The organism is Rhizobium sp. 1399, from assembly GCF_031455475.1.
Lineage (GTDB): Bacteria > Pseudomonadota > Alphaproteobacteria > Rhizobiales > Rhizobiaceae > Rhizobium.
This window is the reverse complement of record NZ_JAVDSU010000002.1, coordinates 526,217-544,386: the sequence shown is the minus strand read 5'-3', so window position 1 is coordinate 544,386 and position 18,170 is coordinate 526,217. Positions and strand designations below refer to the sequence as shown.

The following is an 18,170-nucleotide window of genomic DNA, read 5'->3' as shown; positions in this document are numbered from 1 at the left end:
TCAAATGACGGGGGTTGGAGGTGTGGCGCCGGTGAAGTGGGCAGCGAGATTGTCTCGCACCAGCCTGCCCATCGCCTTGCGGGTTTCTATCGTCCCGGAGGCGTGATGGGGCTGGACGAGTACGTTGTCGAGCCCCAGGAAGCGCGTATTGAGCTTCGGCTCGGCTTCGAAAACATCGAGCGCCGCCGATCCCAGTGCACCACTTTCAAGTGCATCGAGCAACGCGTCTTCATCGATATTGGAGGCACGCGAGATATTGATGAGCATGCCGTCGGGACCTAGCGCTTCTATGACATCCTTCGAGACGATGCGGCGAGCGTCACGAACAGGAAGTCGGAACGCGCCGCAAGTGCGACAGGATCGGCGACAAAGGTCATGCCCGCAGCATAGGGCTTCTCGCTCACGTCTGAATAGGCAATGTCCATGTCAAACCCGCGAAGACGCTTGGCGACCTCGAATCCGATCCGGCCGAGCCCGAGAACACCAGCGCTGCGACCCCAGACTCGTCTCTTCAGCGGATAGAGCCCCCGGTTTTCCCAGCTGCCGTCCCTGACCCAGGTCTCGGCGCCAATCATGCCCCGCGACTGGACAAGCATCATCGCAATGCCGAGATCGGCCACGTCGTTGGTCAGGACGTCGGGCGTATTGGTGACGCGTATGCCCCTTGTCTGGCATGCACCAAGGTCGACGGCATCATAGCCGACCCCGTAGACCGAGACAATTTCAAGCCCGGGTAGTTTTTCGATCATCGCGGCCGACGCACCGAGTTCGCCGCGTGTTGCCACGGCGCGGATACCGGCACCGTGGTCGGCAAGAACTTCTCCTTGTCTTGGGCCTCGTAGAATTTGTGGACCGTATAATCCCGCTCGAGTTCGACCAGGTCCCATTCCGGATAGGGCCCGACCAGAAGGATTTCAGGTTTTGTCATGGTTTCCTCCACTATCGTGATTATTCGTGCCGGCGGTTGGCGAGCGATGCGACGCTTACCAACGCAACCGAGACCATGCGTACAAGCGGCTGGTCGATTTCGATCGTTACGACGTCGCGCTCGCCGAGAGGCAACTCCAGGATGGCTAGCTGGCTGTCGAGGAGTGCGAGCGGCATGTAGTGATCCTTGCGACCACTCAGCCGTGCAGCTAGCGTCGAGCGATCGCCCTGCAGGAAGATGAACGAAAGAGGTCGGCCTGCCCTCGCCCGCAGGAAGGTTCGATAGGACCGCTTCAGCGCCGAACAGGAGATCACGGTCTCTTCGACCACGGCAAGTTCGTCGCCGAGGGTCTGCAGCCATGGCCAGCGATCCTCGTCTTCGAGAGCCACGCCCGCCGTCATTTTCTCGATATTGCTCGCCGGATGACGGCTATCGCCTTCGACGAAGCGGTAGCCGAGATGGGATGCCAGAAGCTCTCCCACCGACGTCTTGCCGCATCCCGATACGCCCATCACTACGATGGGGCCGAGATGCGAGCTAGTGTCAAAGGCAAGTGGTGATGCCGCCGTCGACATAAAGCGTGTGTCCATTCACAAAGGAGGAAGCATTGCCGGCAAGAAAGACGGCCGCGCCGACCAATTCCTCGACATCGCCCCAACGGGCAGCGGGCGTGCGCTTTTCAAGCCAGGACGAGAATTCCTCACTGTCGACAAGCGCCTGATTGAGCGGCGTCTTGAAATAGCCGGGCGCTACGGCGTTGATCTGGAGACCATATCTCGCCCAATCGGCGCACATGCCGCGCGTCAGATTCTTCACAGCGCCCTTCGTCGCCGTGTAGGGCGCGATCCCGGGGCGGGCGAGCTCGCTCTGAACGGAGGCGATGTTGATGATCTTGCCTCTTTTGCGCTTTATCATGTGGCGGGCGACGGCCTGACCGACATGAAAGACGCTGGAGACGTTGGTGCGCAGCAATTGGTCCCACTTCTCGACTGGAAAGTCCTCGAGCGACGTGCGGAACTGCATGCCAGCATTGTTGATGAGGATGTCGATCGGGCCGATTTCGTACTCGATGCGGTCGACGCCAAGACGTACCGCCTCGGCATCGGTCACGTCGAAGTCGCAAGCCGACACAGTGGCGCCAGCCTCTTTTATGCCGCGTACGGCCGCGTCAAGTTTTGTCCGGTCCCGACCGTTGAGGACGATGTCGGCGCCGTGATCGGCAAGGCCCCTGGCGAGCGCAAGACCGATGCCTTGCGACGAGCCGGTGACGAGCGCTCGCCGTCCGGAAAGGTCGAATAATGGAAAGCTCATTGACTGTCTCCGACCGCGTATGCGGCAATACTGGACCTGCGCGTCAGATGTCGACGACCAGACCCTTCGCCTTCAGGACCGGCTCCAGCTTGCTGACCTCGATGACCGACTTGCCCTGCTTGTAGGCCTCGATGAAGCCAGCTTCGGCATCCTCGCGCAGCTTTGACAGCCTTGCCGCCTCCTGGGCTTCGGCCCGCCGCACGACGACCAGCCCGTCGGCGTCGCCAACGACGATGTCGCCGGGATTGATGATCTCGCCGCCGACAATGATGGGGTCGTTGACGGCCGCGATCGTCTCCTTGACCGTGCCCTTGATGCAGACGCTGAGCGAAAAGACCGGAAAGCCGAGGTCGCGCAATTGAAGCGTGTCGCGCACTCCCGTGTCGGTCACGAGACCGCCGATGCCCTTTGCAAGGCAGGCATTCGCCAACACGTCGCCGAACGAGCCAGCCTCTTCGTATTCGCCGGCCGAGACCACGATAATGTCACCGGGCCTGGCGTAATTGATGGCGAGCTGCAGCATGATGTTGTCGCGCGGCGCGCATTTGACGGTGAAGGCCGGCCCGCACAGTTTCATGCGATAGTCGACCGGCTTCAACCGCGAGGAGAGAGCGCCGCGTCGGCCCTGCGCCTCATGGATCGTTGCGGGCGAGAACTTGGAAAGCGCCTCGATCTCGACCTTGCTCGGCCGTTCAGCGATGTCTTTGATGTGGATCATAGGAAACCTCGGGAGACAGTTTTGGGAGCGGCGGGCAGACCCGCCGCCGGCATTGATGGATGATGTCTCAGATCGTTTGCGGCAGATGCCGGCTTAGGGGATCGGATCGAACTTCAGCTGCGAGAGCGGTACGACCTTGTCGGTACGGGTCATCTTGTATTCGGTGTTCGGGCCAAGCCAGGTGTCCCAGATCTTGTTGATCTCGCCGCTGTCGTCGAGCTTGTGCAGGATCTCGTTGACCTTGGCAGTCAGCGCCGGCTGATCCTTCTGCATGCCGATGCCGATCGGCTGGTAAAGCATTGGTTCGTCGATCATGCGCATCTTCTTGCCGCGCGTCTGGGACTCGTTGACGAGCTTGGTGGTGGTCATGGTATTGGCGACCATGCCGCGCGCCTTGCCCTGCTGGACGGCAAGATAGGCAGAGCCGGTATCCTGGAATGTCAACGGATCGGACTTGTTGAGCTTGATCGACATCTCAGAGGTCGAACCCTTTGTCGAGGCAAGCCGCTGGCCCGCATAGTCGGCTTTCGACTTGCCTGCATCGTCTGCCGGCACGATCAGCATTTCCTTGGCGACATAATAGGGATCGCTGTACTGGATCTGCTCGGCGCGGCTGAGCGTATAGGCGAGATTGGCGACGGTGATGTCGACACGGCCGAGCTTGACCTCCGGAATGCGGGCTTCGACCGAGATCGGCTTGATTTCGGCCGTCACGCCGAGCTCCTTGGCGATCGCCTTGCAGAGGTCGACGTCGAAGCCGACCATCTCGCGCGTCTTGACATCCGGCGAGGAAAAGGGTGGCACGTCGGCATAGGTCGCGCAACGCAGCGTCTTATTGGATAGGATCGTATCAAGCTGATCGGCCTTCACCGGCAGCGCGGCGGCGCCGACGAGGACCAGGCTTGCAGTAATGCATTTCCAGTTCATTGCTGTTCTCCTTGTTATGAAGTCGTGCCCCGTCAATGCCGCAGGTCCGACAGGAAGCGCTGGGCGCGCGGATGACGGGGATTTTTGAAGAATTCGTCCGGTGTTGCCGTTTCCAGGATCTCGCCGGCGTCGATGAACCAGATCCGATCGGCGACATCGCGAGCGAAGTTCATCTCGTGCGTCACACAGAGCATCGTCATGCCTTCTGCCGCCAGACCCTTCATGACGGTCAGAACTTCGCCGACCATCTCCGGATCGAGCGCGCTCGTCGGCTCGTCGAAGAGCATGACCGGCGGCTCCATCGCCAGCGCCCGGGCGATCGCCACACGCTGCTGCTGTCCGCCGGACAGTTGGCCCGGATAGGAATTCGCCTTGTCGGCAAGACCGACGCGGTCAAGCAGCTTGATGGCCTTGTCATGAGCCACGTTCGCCGCCAGACCCTTGACCCTGATCGGCGACATCGACACGTTTTCGACGACGGACAGATGCGGGAAGAGATTGAAGCTCTGGAAGACGAAGCCGATTTGGCTGCGCAAGCGGTTGAGTTCGCCTGCCCGCATCCTGGCGTGAATGTTCTGGCCCTCGAATTCGATGGAGCCGCTGCTGATCTCCTCGAGCCGGTTGACCGTGCGGATCAAGGTCGACTTGCCCGAGCCGGACGGCCCGCAGATGACCACGACTTCCCCGCGCTTTACCTCGGCGTCGATGTTCTTGAGCACCGGATGGTCGCCGTAGCTCTTGCAAACCCCCGTCAGGCGAATGGCCTGCCCGTCCTGCGGCTTTGGTTGAAGCGCGGTCATAGTTGCTCCGTAAGTGTCTTGAGAGCCACGCTCTCGGCCGGGAGACGCACGTTGACGGGTCCGGCACGGCGACGCGTGATGCGCCGCTCGACGGTATTGGCAACATAGGTCAGGCTCCAGCAGAGCACGTAGTAAACGAGGGCAAGCACAAGGAAGACCTGGAAGGGCTGGGTGAGCAGCTGGTTGTTGACCTGGCTTGCCGCAAAGGTCAGATCCGGGACATTGATGACGTAGCCGAGCGTCGTATCCTTGATCGTTGAGACGAAGGTCGAGATCATGCTCGGGATCATGTTGTAGAGCGCCTGCGGCAGGATCACATATCGCATCGCACCCATGTAGCTATGCCCGAGAGCGCGCGCGGCATCCATCTGCCCCTGACCGAGCGAGACGATGCCAGCCCGCACCACTTCGCTGAGGAACGCCCCCTCGTAAATGACGAGCGTCACGAGCATGATCCAGAAGCTCGGCACGTCGGCGCCAGTCCAGAGCGGTACGAGGAAATAGAACCACAGGATCAGCATCAAGAGCGGCACGCCGCGCGTCACGTAGACGAGACCCGTCACCGGCCATCTGAGGGCGGTGAACTTCGACAGGCGGGCAAGCGCCAGCAGGATGCTGACGGGAAAGGCGAGCGCGATCGCCAGCGCCGACAGAAGAAGCGTATTAGCAAGGCCGCCGAGCGGGCCGTTCGGATACTGGCCGATCAGAAGCAGGAGCCAGTAGTCCTTGATGATGGCGACGACGTCCTGGATCATCGGCGCACCTTCCAAGCCGGGTCGGCGCGCATCGAGATCGCCGCGCCCGTGCTCATGATGATGAGCGAGAAGAACAGATAGATCACCGTGCCGATCAGGTAGATCTCGAAGGTGCGGAAGCTGACATTGTCGATCTCCTTGACCGCATGGGTCAATTCCGAGGCACCGACAACGATGGCGAGACTGCTATTCTTGAAGAGCGAAACGGAATGATTGATCAGCGGCGGCAGCGCGTTGCGGATGCCCTGCGGCATGATGACGAAACGCATCGCCGAGACGTAGCCGTGGCCAAGCGCCTTGGCCGCCTCCATCTGCCCAGGACTGACGGCACGAAGACCGGAGCGAAGGTCCTCGCTAAAATAGGCGGCCTGGCAGAGCCCGAGCCCGATGACCGCAAAGATTGCTTCGGCGTTATGCTGAGCAAGCCAGCCCGTCACGGCATCCGGCATCAGCGTGTAGATCCCGAAGTACCAGAGCATGAGCTGTACGAGGGTCGGGACATTGCGATGGTAGGAGACATAGGCCTTTACGACCGGATCGGCGAACCGGATCGGCGAGATGCGCAGGCAGAGCAATAGGATGGCGAGCGTCATGGCGAGCAGCCATGAACCGGCATAGATGACGAACGTCATGACGATCCCATGCGCGAGCATGGAGAGGTATTCCGGATTAGACAGGATCGCAGAGAGATCGAATCCGCTCACGGTCTTGCCCCTTCGCTGCGATCGTCGGCGGCCGGCGACTGCGGCTTTGCGGTCTGCAGGCCGCCAATGACCTGCAGGGTGGGCGTGATTTCCATATGGCCGATATTGACGGCAACCGGGGCCGCGATGGCAAAGGCGATTGCATCGGCGATGTCGCTTGCCTGCGGCAGTTCGAACCCGTCGATGAACCGTTCGCGCACGCTCGGATCGTTGCCGTGAACGTGGTTGAAGATATCCGTCGCTACGCGGCCGGGGCAAATTTCGGTGACGCGTACCCGTTTGCCGAAGGCGTCGATGCGCAATTGGTTCGACAACATGGCGACACCCGCCTTGACGGCGTGATAGGTCGAGTTGCCCCCAAAATTATAGTTGCCGGCAATCGAGGAGATGTTGATGACGTGACCGCGATCGCGCGCGACCATACCCGGAACAATCAGACGGCACAGATGCAGGACGGCACGCAAGTTGACGTCGACGAGAAGATCGATGTCGCCCTCGTCGGCTTCGAGGAATTTCTTCGGCCGGTCGACGCCGGCATTGTTGACGAGAATGTCGAACTCAACGCGGCCGGCAAGTTCGGTGATCGCCTGGCGATCGGTCACGTCGATGGTGTGAGCGATGCAGCCAGTGCGGGCAGCAAGTGCTGCCAAGGCGTCGCTACTGCGGGCGATCGCGTGCACCTCGATGTTTTCGCGGGCGAACCGCTCCACGATCGCTGCGCCGATACCGGAGGAAGCGCCGGTCACCAATGCTGTCTTGTAATCTGCGAATGGCATCTGCGTTCCCTTGTTGTTGGCGTGGACCTTAGCGGAGCTTTGAACCCTTGCCTAAGACCGATTATGTCTGGAGCAATAAGCAACTCTTATGGATGCGGTTCAGGCGCCGAACCCCCTCTCGCGCAGGGCTTCACACGATCGTTCTGGCCTGACGAGGCCGACTGGCGGGCGCGTTGCAAAAGCGCGGCAGCTCTGTAAACATGCATTGCAATGCCTGTAACGCACCTTCGCAAATGGATATAAAACGCCTCAAGTCCTTCATCGTCATCGTCGACAGCGGCAGCATCACGCGTGCAGCCGACATCCTGCATCTCGCCCAGCCGGCGCTCAGCCAGCAGCTTGCGGCGCTGGAGGACTATTTCGGCCAGAAACTGCTGATCCGCAGCCAGCAGGGCGTCAGCATGACGGATGCCGGACACGCTGTGTATCGACATGCCCAAATCATCCTCAGGCAGATGGAACAGGCCCAGGCCGATGCCGCCGCCGCCGGCAATTCGCTTGCGGGGCGCGTCTCGGTCGGCCTCGTCCCCTTCAGCAGCGCGGCGATGTTGTCGGTCGATCTCTTATCCGAAACCAGGAAGCGCCATCCCGGCATTCTCCTGCATCTGACCGAAAGCGTCGGCCAGACCTATAGCCAGTTGATCATGAACGGCCGGCTGGAAATGGCACTGATCCATGGTGTCGGTCCGATCAAGGGCGTTCGTTTCGACCCGATCCTGAGTGAGGAATTCTACCTCGTCGCGCCCCAGGACTTCGCCATAGAAGCGGATGCCAAGCCAATCCCGATCGGCGCGCTTGATGGCATCCCGCTGCTCTTGCCGCCGGCCTACAACTTCGTGCGCCGAGCCGTAGACACAGCATTTACCCGTAGCCGGATCAACCTGAAAGTTGTCGCTGAAGTCGAGGTCGTCAGAACGCTGGCGCGTGCGGTTGCAAGCGGCCTTGGGGCGACGATCATGCCGAAAGCGATCGCCGACCGCATCGTCGCGGAAGCAAGCGAGCCGCTCGTCTGCCGGCTCGTTTCTCCCCGCATCGAGGAGACCCTGTCGCTCTGCACGTCCGATCAGAATGCCCTGTCGGAACCCGCCCTTGCCGTTCGGGGCATTCTCGTCGAACTAACCGAACGCCTGAAGGTCTGAAAAGCCCGCCAGAGACGGGCCTTTCGTGCGCATCTGAACCGTCAGCGCATGTTGGCACAGAACTCAGCAATACGCGCGCATCCTTCGCGCAGCATCTCCATGCTCGTCGCATAGGAGATGCGGAAATAGGGGCTCATGCCGTAGGCCGCGCCCTGGACGGTTGCGACATGGTGCTCGTCGACGAGCCCCATGACGAAATCGACGTCACCCTCGATTTTGCGGCCACCCTTGGTGGTCTTGCCGATCAGGGAGGCCATGTTCGGATAGACGTAGAAGGCGCCTTCCGGCTTGTGGCAGCGCAGGCCGTCGATCTTCGACAGGGCATCCACGACGTAGTCACGCCTTTCCCGATAGATCGCCGCCCTTTCCTTTAACAGCTCCTGAGGGCCGTTGAGCGCGGCGATCGCGGCGGCCTGGGCGACCGTCGAAATACCGCCGCCATTCTGGCCGTTGACGTTGCTGATGGCCCCGATCAGCGCCTTGGAGCCGCTGGCGCAGAAGCCCAGTCGCCAGCCGGTCATGGCATAGGCCTTCGAAACGCCGTTCATCGTCAGCACCCGGTCGTAAAGTCTGGGTTCCACCTCGGCGATGGTGCAGAACTCGAAGTCGTCATAGACCAGATGCTCGTAGATATCGTCGGTTAGGATCCAGACATGCGGATGGCGCAGCATCACCTCGGCGATCGCCGCCATGTCGGCACGCGAGCAGGCAGCCCCCGTCGGATTGTTGGGAAAATTCAGCACTAGCCATTTCGTGCGTGGCGTGATCGCCGCCTCGAGGTCTTCCGCACGCAGCTTGAAACCGGCCTGTTCGAAACAAGGTACGGCCACCGGCACGCCGCCCGCAAACTTGACGATGTCGGCGTAGCTCACCCATGACGGCGTCGGGATGACAACCTCGTCGCCGGGATTGCAGGTCGCAAGCATCGCATTGAAGATCACCTGCTTGCCACCGCCCGAGACGACGATCTGGCTGGCGTCATAGTCGAGGTTGTTGTCGCGCTTGAACTTTCCGGCGATTGCCGCCTTCAGCGCCGCGGTACCGTCCATCGGCGGATATTTCGTATCGCCGGCAAGTGCTGCGGCATGCGCCGCCTCGATGGCATGGGCAGGTGTTGGAAAATCCGGCTCTCCCGAAGACAGGCTGACGACCTTGATCCCCTTGGCGGATAATTCACGGGCACGCTGGGTCATTGCGGCTGATGCGGATACGGAAACGTTCTTCAGGCGGTCGGCTATGGATGACATGGAACAGATCTTTCGCTCTTGGATGGATTCGGCGATCAGCGGGCAACGTCACGAGGCAAGTTCGGATGCGGGTGCCAACACTGCGCCGACGGCTTCAATTTCGTTGCGGATCAGGCTTGCAAGTTCGAGCGAGCCGGGGGTGTCGCTGTGCACCAGGATGGACCGCGCCGGCATCGCGATGATGCTGCCGTCGATCGCCTCGACGGTACCCTCGAGAAGAAAACGGCGCACGCGTGCGCGCACCGACGCCTCGTCCTTGACGAGCGCCCCGGCAAGGCCACGGGCGACGAGATTTCCGGCCGCATCATAGGCGCGGTCGGCAAGGAAGAGCGCCAGCCTCTTCAGCCTGGCCCGCTTGGCCGCTTTCTCGATCTCGCTGCCGGGCGTGACGAAAATCACCAACCTATCGTCCACCTTTGCGATCGCGTCCATCATCAGGTCGGCCAGCTGCGGGTCCCGGTTGACCATGTTGCCCATCGCGGCATGGAAGCTGAAGTGAGCAACGCTCATGCCTTGCGCGCTGGCGATCGCCGAAAGCGCGCCGAGCTGATAGAGCAGTTGCTGGCGCAGTTCGTCCGGCTGGAACGACATCTCGCGGCGGCCGAAGCCGGCGCGATCGGGCAGGCCCGGATGGGCGCCGATGCCGACGCCGTTTTCCTTTGCGAGACGCACCATCCGCCCCATCGTCTCAGGATCTCCGCCATGGAAACCGCAGGCGATATTGGCTGACGAGACGATCCTCATCATCGCTTCGTCGTCACAAAGCCGATAGGGCCCAAATCCTTCGCCCATGTCGGAATTCAGATCGATCTTCATCGCGTCCTCCATTTCAACCCACCCGCCCCGTCAGCCGATCACGCCGAGCGCTCGTTTGACCATCGCTGCAGTGCGCCTGACATTATCGACATAGTGGGTGACCGCCTGCTCGATTGCCCTTGCCTCGGCATGGGTTGCGCGAACGAACCTTACCCTGCTGCCGATGCGCGCCTGGCCGAGCCGCCACAGGTCACTTTCGATCACACCCGCAATCTTCGGGTATCCGCCTGCCGTGTTTGCATCGCTCATCTGAATGATGGGCTCACCGCCCGGTGGAACCTGAACCACCCCAGGAATCACCCCATGCGAGCGCATTTCGACAGGCGCAGCCGGCTTGATCGGTTCGCCGGACAGCCGATAGCCCGTCCGGTCGCTCTGCGAGGAGATCCGCCAGGCCTGGCTCCAGAACCGGTCGGCGTCGGCGCCGTAAAGCTCGTGCTCGCCGGCGACGATGGCACGAACCGAAAGCTCTCCATCGATGGCCTCGGGAAAGAGATTGCGCAAGGCGACCTCCGGTTCGATGACAGAGATGCCGCCCTTCGGGAGCGGCAACGCCTCGTCGGCAGCCACGATCGAGAGCGTGTCGCCGGTAGCCAGCGGCCTGCCGCAATTGCCGCCGAACCCGCCGCGCAGCGTGGTACTGCGCGATCCCATGAGGAGAGGCACGTCGAACCCACCGGCCACCATGATGTAGGCACGTGCCAGACGACGGGGCTGCTCGAGCTCCAGGACATCGCCCTTGGCTGCGCGATGTGTGCACCATGGCAACAATGTACGTCCGGTGAGGCGTGGCCTGCCTTCCGCGCCAGTGACGACAAAATCCGCGTCGACGGCAAAACGAAGCTTGAACGGAAAGGTCTGTACTTCGATGGCGGCAGCACTCTCTGGGTTGCCAAGCAGAATGTTGCCGATCCTGACGGCGAGCGGATCCATGGCGCCGCTCGCCGAGACGCCGATGTCGCGATAGCCGGGCCGGCCGAGATCCTGGATCGTATTGAGGGGACCTGTCTGGACGATCTCGATCACAGTTCGATCCTTTCCGGCACGAAACGCACGCGGTCACCGGGTGCCATCAAGGCGGGCGTCGACGACGTCGGGTCGAACATCTTGAGATCGGCATAGCCGATCGAATTCCAGCCGTTTGGCCCGGTCAGCATGGCGACGCCGGTTTGCATGCCGCCGATCGTGACGCAGCCCTTTTCCATCCGAAGCGACGGTACGGTCTTGCGCGGCATGTAGATGCGTGGGTCGAGGCCGTGCAGGTAACCGAAGCCCGGCGCGCTTCCGAGCGCAAAGACCCGGTAGGACGCTTCATGGTGGATCCGCACGATCTCCCGGTCTTTCAACCCCGACAGGTTGCAAAGGGCAGGAAGATCGGTAGCGAATTCTCCGCCGTATTGAACGGGGATTTCGATCGTCTTGCCGGCCAGATCGATGCTGCGGGCCTCCTGCCACGCGGTCTGCAGCCGCTCGACGACGGGGGTCGGATCTTCCGGCGTCTCTTTCAGGATCGCCAGCAGATTGGTCATGCCCGGAATGACTTCCGCCACGTCATGCCATGTCGAAACCAGGCGCGATGTCGCCCAGATGAGGCGCTGGGCGGGAAGATCAAAGTCGCCTGGCGCCTCGAGCAGGAAGGATTTCGCCCCGATGAAGGAAACCCGCGCACCGTCCCGAACGACAGTCAGCGTCTCATCTCGCGGGGCATGGTTGTTGGGCTGTATCGTCATGTAAATTGCTCGAGTTCGAACAAGGGTTCGCCAAAGCCCACCAGGGCATCGGCATCGGCCAGGCGTCGCCGCACCATGGCCGCGCGACCGGCAGACAGAGGAAGGAGGATCGGCCCGACAGCGATGAAGCCGAGGATGTCGTCTTCGCCGACCCAGTGCGACGCGCTGTTGCTCGCCTCGCCGCCCGGTTCCGACGGTCGAAAATGGCCGGCCAAAGGCGCCTTGAGGAAGAAAGTGGAAGTGGAGACCTCAGGGGTGGTGGCCGAACCGGAAACCGCAACGTCCTTTCCCTTGGCAATAACGATCCGCAGATGGCCGTCGGGCGTGGTGATCTCAAGACCCTCGACCCCTGCCCTCGTCAGCGCATCGGTGAGCGTGGCAATCGTTTCGGCGTCCGTAAGGTCGATTTTGCTCATGTCGACCTCCGCCGTGCGAGCCATTGTTCGAGATAGTGGATATCCGTCGCGCCGCTGGCAAAGGCCTCGTCATCAAAGAGCGCGCGCAGGAAGGCAAGATTGGTCGAAATTCCACCGATCTCGGTGGCAGCCAATGCCTCGCGCATCCTGGCGATCGCCGCCGGTCGGTTCGGTGCATGCACGATCAGCTTGGCGATGAGGGAGTCGTAGTAGGGAGAAACCCTGTATCCTTCATGGATGTGCGTATCCACCCGCACGCCCTCACCTTCGGGAAGTGTCAGACGACCGATCATCCCGGCCGACGGCAGGAAGCTATCCGGATCCTCGGCATTGATACGGCATTCGATCGAATGGCCGGTGCATCGGACCCCGGCTTGATCGATCTCCAGACGGCAGCCCTGGGCGACCTTGATCTGCTCCTGGACGATGTCGAGACCGCTCGTCATTTCGGTGACAGGATGTTCGACCTGCAGGCGCGTATTCATCTCGATAAAATAGAACCTGCCGTCCTCGAAGAGAAACTCGAAAGTCCCGACGCCGCGATAGCCGATCTGACGGCAGGCCTCCACGCAGGCCAGCCCGACGGGATCGATGATCCGCGGCGAGATACCCGGGGCTGGCGCCTCCTCGACCACTTTCTGGTGGCGACGCTGCATAGAGCAGTCCCGATGGCCGAGCCAGAGAGCATTTCCGTTGTTGTCGCAGAGGACCTGGATCTCGATGTGACGAGGATGCTGGAGGAATTTTTCCATGTAGAGCTCGGCCGAGCCGAAGGCCTGCCGCGCCTCCTGGCGGGTCAGCGCGACGGCTTCATGCAGCTGCCCCGCATCGGCAACGACGCGCATGCCGCGACCACCACCACCGCCAGCGGCCTTTATGATGACGGGATATCCGATCTTACGGGCGGTGCGTTCGATCACATCCCTGTCTTCCGGAAGGGCCGTGTCCGGCCCGGGCACGCAGGGAACGCCGGCTGCGATCATCGCCCGCTTTGCGGCAATCTTGTCACCCATTGTTGCGATGGCCGAGGCCGGTGGTCCAATGAAGACGAGGCCGGCTCTTTCGATCGCCTCCGCAAAAGCCGCCTTCTCCGACAGGAAACCGTATCCGGGATGAATGGCGCCGGCACCGGTCAGCCGGGCGGCAAGCAGGATTGCATCCTGATTGAGATAGCTCTTTGCCGCCGGAGCAGGTCCCACGCAGAGGAAGTGTTGAGCGTCGCGCCCGTATGGCGCCTGCCTATCGGCTTCCGAGCAGATCATGACGGTCTTGATCCCAAGAGCGTGGCAGGCACGCTGGATCCTCGTTGCGATCTCGCCGCGGTTGGCGATCATCACGGTATCGAACCGGAGAGGCGCCACTGCACTGTCGGAAGACTGCCTCATGCCGTGATCTCCGCAAGGAAGTCCCCGGTCTCCACCTCGCCACCGTCGATCTCGGGCAGACGTGTGATGCGTCCCGCGCGCGGAGAGGTAATGCGGTTGAATACCTTCATGGCCTCGATGATGAACAGCGTCTGACCTTCCTCGACGGTCTCGCCCAACTGCACGAACGCCGGTTCGCCGGGAGAGGGAGCGCGGTGGAGGATGCCGAAGACGGGCGCCCTGACTGTCACCGCGGCGGTGTCGGCCGTTACCGGTCCCGTAACCGCGTCCTTGGAAGGGTCAGATAAGACCGGAGCGGGCGCGGCTGCCTGATCGTTGAGGCGAAAGATCCGGACGGTCGTGTCCTTCTGTGTGACCGTCAGCTCAGTGACGTTCGACCGCCCAACGAAGTCGATCAAGGTCTTTATCTTTTCCAGATCCATGAGCATCTCGGTATTTGGAATGCAACTTCCAGCCGCCCGACGGCGACGACTGCATGACCATTCCCTAGCATGATGCTTGTGACGATGGGGTCAGACGAAGTTTTGATGACCGGCAATTTGCGCCGACCGGCACGGTGAGGCACGGTTCGCAGAGAGCCCAATAATCTTCGGCTCCGACCGTTCGATGCGGAGTATATGTCCAGTCGGAGGTCTTTGAGCGTATCCCGAATGCTCTGCGATCTCGCAGGCACCCTCCACAATAAAGAAACGTATCTGAGCTTTCAGCATCAAGTCGATGCGGTCGGCGCTCAGGCCTTTCGTGATCGCGCTCGGCGTCTCGATCTGCTTCTTCCGGCAGATGATCGGCGCATTGGGCAAGCGATACGATGATGGGCTGGACTGGTGGCGCCGCATTCGCCTTTTGGCTCGCCCACCAGTTCGCCCGCAGACAACTCGTCGTCAGATGTGGACCCGAAGGGCGACCTGAAGCTCATCGCCGCAGAACGATCCGGGCCTCGAAACCATCCATGCGTCCACTTGCTGGCGAGCGGAGCTCCAATAATCCACCCATCTGGCGAACGATAGTATCGGCAATGGCAAGTCCCAGGCCGGCGCCCTTGGCAACAGTCGCACCTCTGCGAAATCGAACTTTCAGGCTTTCCAGTTCTGCAGCAGAAAGCACGGGGCCGTCATTGGCGATACTGATGCTGCCATCATCGTCGACCGAAACGCCGATCGTACCTCCGGGACTTCCGTGTAGGATGGCATTCTCGATGAGATTGCTTGCGACGATCCCGAAGGCGTCCACATCGACGGCACGCATCAGGGGATCTGCCGAAGCGGAGTAGATAAGCGTCTTGCCCGTTCCAGGATTGCGCTGATAGTCGCGGACGATCAGGCTGAGTACCTTGCCGAGATCGGCCACCGTGGCCGTCTGCCCAAGACCTGCGTCGGCTCGAGCAAGCTGCAGGAGTTTTTCCGATGTGCGCCCAAGCTTGGTGAGCGCGGTCTCTATGTTCCGTGCGCGAGCTTTCGACGCTTCGTCCCGCAACTCGGCAAGAAGTCTCTGTGTTTGCGCCAAGGCCCCGGCTACAGGTGTCCGAAGCTCATGAGCGCTGTTGGTGGCGAATTCCCGTTCCGCATCGATGGTCGCCTGCACGCGCTGCAGCAGCAGATTTACTGACTGAGCGATCGGCCTCAATTCTCGTGGAATCGTCTCCGTCTCGACAGGTGAAAGGTTGCCACCGTCCTTTTCGGAGATCGCTGTGCGCAGCTTGTTGATGGGATCTACTGCTCGTGTCGCAATCCACATCATCAAGAGGACGCTAACAGGCAGCAGAATGGCGAGCGGGATAAGCATCGTGACCGCGCTTTCCCGCACGGCCTCACGTCGGTGGCTCAACCGGTCCGCCGTCTGAAGGATGAGAGCGCCGTCCGAGCTCATCGCGGTGTAAAAGCGATATTTTGCAGAATCATGGAAGCCGACAGTGAGTGGGGCGTCGAATGGCTCGACGGGAGCGTCTTTCGAACGGAAGACAACCACTCCGTCGGCGGTTCGAACCTGGTAGACAAGATATTCATGTTTCGACGTCGTGGGCGGCGCCCGCTCGGGCTGCTCACCGCCCTGAACATTCGGCAGGTGCCCCTCCTCCACGATCGCCAGCAGCCGTTCGGTGGTTTCCTCAAGCGCGTTGTCGAAGATCTCGTCGAACTCACTCCGCATCACGAAGATGCCAAGCCCGATCGCACCAAGCCAGAACGCCACCAGCGCGCCCGTGAGCGCGGCCATAAGGGGTCGGATGATGCTGCGGTTCCTCGTCATTCGACTGACAGCATATAGCCGATGCCGCGGGCTGTCCTGATCTTCTCCATCCCAATCTTCTTGCGAAGCCTGCTGATGTACACCTGCACCGTATTGCTCTCGACCTCCTCGCCAAACGCATAGAGGGCATCCTCGATCCGTTTCAGCGCAACGAGCTTTCCCGGTCGCTCGACGAGGAGATCGAGCAATGCCCATTCGCGCGGCGTCAACTGAACGTCCTGTCCGCCCACGCTGATAGAGTGCGTAGATCGCTCGATCACGAGATCTGCTATCTGAATGGTGTTTTGCCGACGTCCCTCGTAGCGACGCCGGACGGCAAGGATTCGAGCTTCGAGTTCGTCGAGATTGAAGGGCTTGATCAGATAATCGTCCGCGCCGGCGTTCAGCCCGGCGATGCGGTCGGATATCTGATCTCGAGCGGTCAGGACGATGACCGGAGCGTCACCTCCCCTTGCCCGAAAATATTCAAGGAAGGCCAGACCGTTGCCATCGGGAAGCTGCAGGTCAAGGAGGACCAGGCCGTAGTCGATGGACTTGCTCGCGGCTTCTGCATCGACGATCGTACGGACCCAGTCCGTCGCATAACCTGCCGTGTTCGTATGGTCCCGGACCGCATCGCCGATGATGTCGTCGTCCTCGATCAAGAGAATACGCACGATCTATTCCTTCCAGCCTTACGCCTTGGAGAGCGCTCGATGGCGGTGTCATACCAGACCATTGCCAACGTAGCACTCTCAGGCGTCGTTGCGGCTATCGAGAACCCGTCCATCCCCTGATCCCAGACGGTCGTGCGGACAAGCCACCAGCATCTGAAGGTCAGCGCTGATCGCTTCCTCGTGTATTACCAGTGGTAGGAAATACCGACGTTGACGGCGTTGGTGACGATGTTCGTCTTCAGGCGGTCGCCGCTGTCGATCGGAACGTCGACGCGCGAATAGGTGCCCTTGTATTCCACGAAGGTCGACCAATTGTCGGTGACGCGGAAGTCGACGCCCGCCTGCGCCTGGAAGGTCACGCCGCCGAATTCATAGTCGAAGGTCGTGCCCTGCGGACGGGTGACTTCGACATGCGGAATGTTTACCCCGACACCGGCGCCGAGATAGGGGGTCCAGCGGCGGGCCGGGTCCTTGAAGCGATAGAGGCCGTTGACCGTCAGGAGGTTCAGGCCGTCGGTGAATTCGAAATGCGTCCAGCCCGGCGAGCGTGCCATTGTCTCGTCATCGGCATAGACCTTGTCATGGGTATAGTCGAGCGACACGCCCCAGTTCGGCAGGTTGAAGTCGCCCAGCCACCAGGTGACGCGGCCGCCGTAATAGGGTGGGCTGCCGAACGACTTGCCCTCCCAGCCGGCGCTGAAGGAGGTGCCGTCGGAAACATCGACGTGGCTATGCGGCGCCGTCTGGTAACCGCCGTAAATAGAAAATTCCAGATCCTCGGCCGAAGCCGCGCCAGCCACCGACGCAAGTGCGGAAAACGCAATGCCTGCCAGAAGCACGGCGGAAAGACGCAATGCAAGTCTCATTGGATACCTTCGGATTAGATTTCTTTAAATACGCCACGCTTTTTGAAAGCGCTGACTAAGCCTGTGAGGACCAGAACGGCGGTAAGCAGCAATACCAGCACGATTGCACGGGCTTGTTCCTGTTCCGTAATCGAGCCGACTGCGACCCTGTAAAACTCGGTTGCCAACAGTGCGATAAAGGTTGACGACACCGTGGAATAGTCCTTCGCCACGACCCGTTTCAGGTTGAACGCCATCCCCCTCGTCGATTCGTCAAAGGCGCCGCGCTTAAATGTCCATCGCGGAACATCCCGGCAGTAGGCTTTGTAGGCTGCGCCGAACTTATCATGGAGGAAAGCCTCTTCGGCGTAGACAATGCACTGGTAGAAAAAGGCGAAGAGAGTGCATCCGACCACGATCACGACCGGATTGCCGTGGAAGACGAACAGTCCGACGTAGATCAGCATGTTGCCTACGTAGAGCGGATTTCTGCAGACGCCGAACATGCCCTCGGTGACAAGCTCATCGGCGTAAACACGTTTGTTCAAGCCGCCCCGCCTGATGTAGGCATAGCCAATAACGCTTGCCCGCAAGATCAGCCCACTGACCACGATGAGCAGGGCCAGCGCGTCCTTCGCCTGTTCAAGCGCAGGATTTCCCCATGGCGCGGTCGACGGCGGCGCGGCGATAAAGAGCGCTATGATGATCAGCGGGAAAGCCTGATTGCGATACTTGAAGAGGAACGTGCCAATCCTCAGCATGATGTCTTTCAT

The 18,170-nt window shown here is 61.0% G+C and carries 20 protein-coding genes and 1 pseudogene; 1 reads left to right on the top strand and 20 read right to left on the bottom strand.

The window, feature by feature from the left end:
- The 9 genes and pseudogenes from J2X71_RS08630 to J2X71_RS08590 all read right to left on the bottom strand — a co-directional run bounded on the left by J2X71_RS08630 (position 1) and on the right by J2X71_RS08590 (position 6,919).
- Positions 1 to 928 (bottom strand): annotated as a pseudogene (locus J2X71_RS08630) (2-hydroxyacid dehydrogenase).
- A gap of 20 nt (positions 929 to 948) precedes the next feature.
- Positions 949 to 1,503, bottom strand: coding sequence for a gluconokinase (locus tag J2X71_RS08625; RefSeq protein ID WP_310381239.1), 555 nt, complete (start codon positions 1,501 to 1,503; stop codon positions 949 to 951).
- Positions 1,472 to 2,239 carry an SDR family oxidoreductase gene (locus J2X71_RS08620; RefSeq protein WP_310381237.1) on the bottom strand — a complete coding sequence of 256 codons (768 nt, stop codon included), beginning with the start codon at positions 2,237 to 2,239 and terminating at the stop codon, positions 1,472 to 1,474. Before J2X71_RS08620 ends, J2X71_RS08625 begins: the two co-directional genes overlap by 32 nt.
- Positions 2,240 to 2,282: 43 nt before the next feature.
- Positions 2,283 to 2,957 carry a 4-carboxy-4-hydroxy-2-oxoadipate aldolase/oxaloacetate decarboxylase gene (locus J2X71_RS08615; protein WP_310381234.1) on the bottom strand — a complete coding sequence of 225 codons (675 nt, stop codon included), beginning with the start codon at positions 2,955 to 2,957 and terminating at the stop codon, positions 2,283 to 2,285.
- 93 nt (positions 2,958 to 3,050) lie between these two features.
- Positions 3,051 to 3,884 carry an ABC transporter substrate-binding protein gene (locus J2X71_RS08610; RefSeq protein WP_310381231.1) on the bottom strand — a complete coding sequence of 278 codons (834 nt, stop codon included), beginning with the start codon at positions 3,882 to 3,884 and terminating at the stop codon, positions 3,051 to 3,053.
- A gap of 32 nt (positions 3,885 to 3,916) precedes the next feature.
- Entirely contained in the window at positions 3,917 to 4,684 is a 768-nt protein-coding gene (locus J2X71_RS08605) for an amino acid ABC transporter ATP-binding protein (protein WP_310381227.1), read from the bottom strand.
- Positions 4,681 to 5,439: an amino acid ABC transporter permease gene (locus J2X71_RS08600; RefSeq protein ID WP_310381224.1), complete on the bottom strand. Its 759-nt coding sequence runs from the start codon at positions 5,437 to 5,439 to the stop codon at positions 4,681 to 4,683. The genes J2X71_RS08605 and J2X71_RS08600 overlap by 4 nt, the downstream gene beginning before the upstream one ends.
- Positions 5,436 to 6,143: an amino acid ABC transporter permease gene (locus tag J2X71_RS08595; protein ID WP_310381221.1), complete on the bottom strand. Its 708-nt coding sequence runs from the start codon at positions 6,141 to 6,143 to the stop codon at positions 5,436 to 5,438. Before J2X71_RS08595 ends, J2X71_RS08600 begins: the two co-directional genes overlap by 4 nt.
- A complete protein-coding gene (locus J2X71_RS08590; RefSeq protein WP_310381219.1) occupies positions 6,140 to 6,919 on the bottom strand; it encodes an SDR family oxidoreductase in 780 nt (259 codons plus the stop codon). Before J2X71_RS08590 ends, J2X71_RS08595 begins: the two co-directional genes overlap by 4 nt.
- A gap of 233 nt (positions 6,920 to 7,152) precedes the next feature.
- Here J2X71_RS08590 and nac point away from each other — a divergent pair, with 233 nt between their 5' ends.
- On the top strand, positions 7,153 to 8,058 hold the full coding sequence (nac, locus tag J2X71_RS08585; protein ID WP_310381216.1) for a nitrogen assimilation transcriptional regulator NAC: 906 nt from the start codon (positions 7,153 to 7,155) through the stop codon (positions 8,056 to 8,058).
- Positions 8,059 to 8,099: 41 nt separating this feature from the next.
- Here nac and J2X71_RS08580 read toward each other — a convergent pair whose 3' ends face one another.
- The 11 genes from J2X71_RS08580 to J2X71_RS08530 form a co-directional block, all read right to left on the bottom strand.
- Positions 8,100 to 9,305: a pyridoxal phosphate-dependent aminotransferase gene (locus J2X71_RS08580; protein WP_310381214.1), complete on the bottom strand. Its 1,206-nt coding sequence runs from the start codon at positions 9,303 to 9,305 to the stop codon at positions 8,100 to 8,102.
- A gap of 48 nt (positions 9,306 to 9,353) precedes the next feature.
- Positions 9,354 to 10,121, bottom strand: a complete 768-nt coding sequence (locus J2X71_RS08575; protein ID WP_310381211.1) for a 5-oxoprolinase subunit PxpA — start codon at positions 10,119 to 10,121, stop codon at positions 9,354 to 9,356.
- Positions 10,122 to 10,151: 30 nt separating this feature from the next.
- On the bottom strand, positions 10,152 to 11,147 hold the full coding sequence (locus J2X71_RS08570) for a biotin-dependent carboxyltransferase family protein (protein WP_310381209.1): 996 nt from the start codon (positions 11,145 to 11,147) through the stop codon (positions 10,152 to 10,154).
- Positions 11,144 to 11,851, bottom strand: coding sequence for a 5-oxoprolinase subunit PxpB (gene pxpB, locus J2X71_RS08565; RefSeq protein ID WP_310381206.1), 708 nt, complete (start codon positions 11,849 to 11,851; stop codon positions 11,144 to 11,146). Before pxpB ends, J2X71_RS08570 begins: the two co-directional genes overlap by 4 nt.
- Positions 11,848 to 12,267: an acetyl-CoA carboxylase gene (locus J2X71_RS08560; protein ID WP_310381203.1), complete on the bottom strand. Its 420-nt coding sequence runs from the start codon at positions 12,265 to 12,267 to the stop codon at positions 11,848 to 11,850. Before J2X71_RS08560 ends, pxpB begins: the two co-directional genes overlap by 4 nt.
- Entirely contained in the window at positions 12,264 to 13,652 is a 1,389-nt protein-coding gene (locus J2X71_RS08555) for an acetyl-CoA carboxylase biotin carboxylase subunit (RefSeq protein WP_310381200.1), read from the bottom strand. Before J2X71_RS08555 ends, J2X71_RS08560 begins: the two co-directional genes overlap by 4 nt.
- Complete coding sequence (locus J2X71_RS08550; RefSeq protein WP_310381198.1) at positions 13,649 to 14,074, bottom strand: acetyl-CoA carboxylase biotin carboxyl carrier protein subunit; 426 nt, start codon at positions 14,072 to 14,074, stop codon at positions 13,649 to 13,651. Before J2X71_RS08550 ends, J2X71_RS08555 begins: the two co-directional genes overlap by 4 nt.
- Before the next feature lie 490 nt (positions 14,075 to 14,564).
- Entirely contained in the window at positions 14,565 to 15,863 is a 1,299-nt protein-coding gene (locus J2X71_RS08545) for an ATP-binding protein (protein ID WP_310381196.1), read from the bottom strand.
- A 29-nt stretch (positions 15,864 to 15,892) separates the two neighbouring features.
- Positions 15,893 to 16,552: a response regulator gene (locus J2X71_RS08540; protein WP_310381191.1), complete on the bottom strand. Its 660-nt coding sequence runs from the start codon at positions 16,550 to 16,552 to the stop codon at positions 15,893 to 15,895.
- Between the two features lie 185 nt (positions 16,553 to 16,737).
- Entirely contained in the window at positions 16,738 to 17,418 is a 681-nt protein-coding gene (locus J2X71_RS08535) for an outer membrane beta-barrel protein (RefSeq protein ID WP_310381187.1), read from the bottom strand.
- A gap of 14 nt (positions 17,419 to 17,432) precedes the next feature.
- Positions 17,433 to 18,170, bottom strand: a complete 738-nt coding sequence (locus J2X71_RS08530) for an isoprenylcysteine carboxylmethyltransferase family protein (protein ID WP_310381184.1) — start codon at positions 18,168 to 18,170, stop codon at positions 17,433 to 17,435.